This is a genomic window from Pantoea sp. CTOTU49201, from assembly GCF_032054795.1.
GTDB classification, from domain to species: Bacteria; Pseudomonadota; Gammaproteobacteria; order Enterobacterales; family Enterobacteriaceae; genus Pantoea; species Pantoea symbiotica.
On sequence record NZ_DAMBSA010000557.1, the window covers coordinates 1 to 2,317 of the forward strand.

At 50.0% G+C, this 2,317-nt stretch carries 2 protein-coding genes; both read right to left on the reverse strand.

Annotated elements, in window-relative coordinates:
• Positions 1-1,791, reverse strand: a 1,791-nt coding sequence (pflB, locus tag RTY00_RS23705; protein WP_312666600.1) for a formate C-acetyltransferase, incomplete at its 3' end; no start/stop codon positions are given.
• A gap of 69 nt (positions 1,792-1,860) precedes the next feature.
• On the reverse strand, positions 1,861-2,317 hold a 457-nt coding region (locus tag RTY00_RS23710; protein ID WP_312666601.1), incomplete at its 5' end, for a formate/nitrite transporter family protein.

The window sequence follows — 2,317 nt, forward strand, 5'->3', positions numbered from 1 at the left end:
GTTACGGTAGGTTTGTAGTTTCTGACTTTTCTTCATGAAACGTTCAACCAGATCGCACGCCATGTCATCAACGCGAGAGTCGTTATTACCAAATTGCGGATATTCGCCTTCAATTTCAAAGTCTACCGCTAGACCATCTTCATCACGGATGGTTTTCACTTTGGCGTATTTGATGGCAGAAAGTGAGTCAGCCGCAACAGACAGACCAGCGATACCACACGCCATGGTGCGATAAACGTCACGGTCGTGCAGCGCCATCAGTGAAGCTTCGTAGCTGTACTTATCATGCATGTAGTGAATGATATTCAGGGAGGTGACGTACTGCTTCGCCAGCCAATCCATGAAGTGATCCAGACGCTCCATCACTATGTCGAAATCAAGAATTTCGTCAGTGATTGGTGCTTCTTTCGGGCCTACCTGCATTTTCAGTTTTTCATCAACGCCACCGTTGATTGCATACAGCAGGGTTTTTGCCAGGTTGGCACGCGCACCGAAGAACTGCATCTGCTTACCGACAATCATTGGGCTAACGCAGCAGGCGATAGCATAGTCATCGTTGTCGAAGTCAGGGCGCATCAGGTCGTCATTCTCATACTGCAATGAGGACGTATCGATTGAAACTTTTGCGGCGTATTTCTTGAAGTTAACCGGCAGCTTTTCTGACCACAGGATGGTCATATTTGGCTCCGGAGATGGACCCATGGTGTAAAGCGTATTCAGGAAACGGAAGGTGCTTTTGGTCACCAGAGTACGACCATCGACGCCCATACCCGCTAATGATTCTGTTGCCCAGATTGGGTCACCGGAGAACAGCTCATCGTATTCAGGCGTACGCAGGAAGCGCACCATACGCAGTTTCATTACCAGATGGTCAATCAGTTCCTGTGCGTCTTCTTCAGTCAGTTTCCCAGCCTGAATATCGCGGTCGATGTACACATCAAGGAAGGTGGATACGCGACCAAAGGACATCGCCGCACCATTCTGAGATTTCACCGCCGCGAGATAGCCATAGTAAGTCCACTGAACGGCTTCTTGTGCATTGGTAGCGGGCAGCGAGATATCTGAACCATATTTCGCAGCCATCTCTTTGATCTGACCTAGCGCACGATGCTGCTCAGAGATCTCTTCACGCAGGCGAATGGTGGCTTCGAGGTCAACGCCATTCTCCATATCGCTCTGCAAAGAATTGAACTGTGCAACTTTGTCTTTCATCAGGTAATCGATGCCGTACAGCGCAACGCGGCGATAGTCACCGATGATACGACCGCGGCCATAGGCATCCGGCAAACCCGTCAGCACACCTGATTTGCGGCAGCGCATGATATCCGGGGTATAAACATCGAATACGCCTTGGTTATGAGTTTTGCGGTAATCAGTGAAGACTTTTTTCAGCGCGGGATCGAGTTCGCGGCCATAAACCTTGCAAGAACCCTCAACCATTTTGATGCCGCCAAACGGGATGATGGCACGTTTCAGAGGTGCTTCAGTTTGCAGACCAACGATTTTCTCCAGCGATTTGCTAATGTAGCCGGCATCGTGAGAGGTGATTGTTGAAGCCAAATCGGTGTCAAAATCCACCGGCGCGTGAGTGCGGTTTTCGATTTTGATGCCTTCAAGCACGCTGTCCCACAGTTTGGTCGTGGCTGGTGTTGCGCCTGCAAGGAAGGATTCGTCGCCTTCATACGGTGTATAGTTTTTCTGGATAAAGTCACGGACGTTGACGCTGTTCTGCCATTCGCCGGCGCTAAATCCTTCCCAGGCTGACGCCATTTTTTCATTCAGTTCGGACATGATATACCTGCCTTATTTAGGGAGACTTTGACGTATGGCGCGCTGACTCAGCACGCCCGTACCTATTTATTAATGCACCGGCTCATCGCCACGCAGATAGATTACCCAGTAGGTCAAACCGACTAATAATCCGCCGCCAATAATGTTGCCGATGGTTACTGGAATAAGGTTATTAAGAATAAAATCGCTAACGCTGAGTGAGGGAAACTGTGCTGCGCTTGCACCAGCCATTTGCCAGAATTCCGGGCTGGCAAAATCACGGATAACAATGGCCATCGGAATGAGGAACATGTTGGCGATGCTGTGTTCGAAGCCGCAGGCAACAAACATCGCTACCGGTAAGATCATCGCAAACATTTTATCCATCAAGCTGCGGCCGGAGTAACTCATCCATACCGCCAGGCAAACCATCAAATTGGCGAGCGTGCCGAGACTGACTGCTTCAATAAAGGTGTGATGCATCTTGTGGTCAGCGGTTTGCAGAAGGTTTAAGCCCCAGGCACCATTCGCCACCATGTGTTCACCG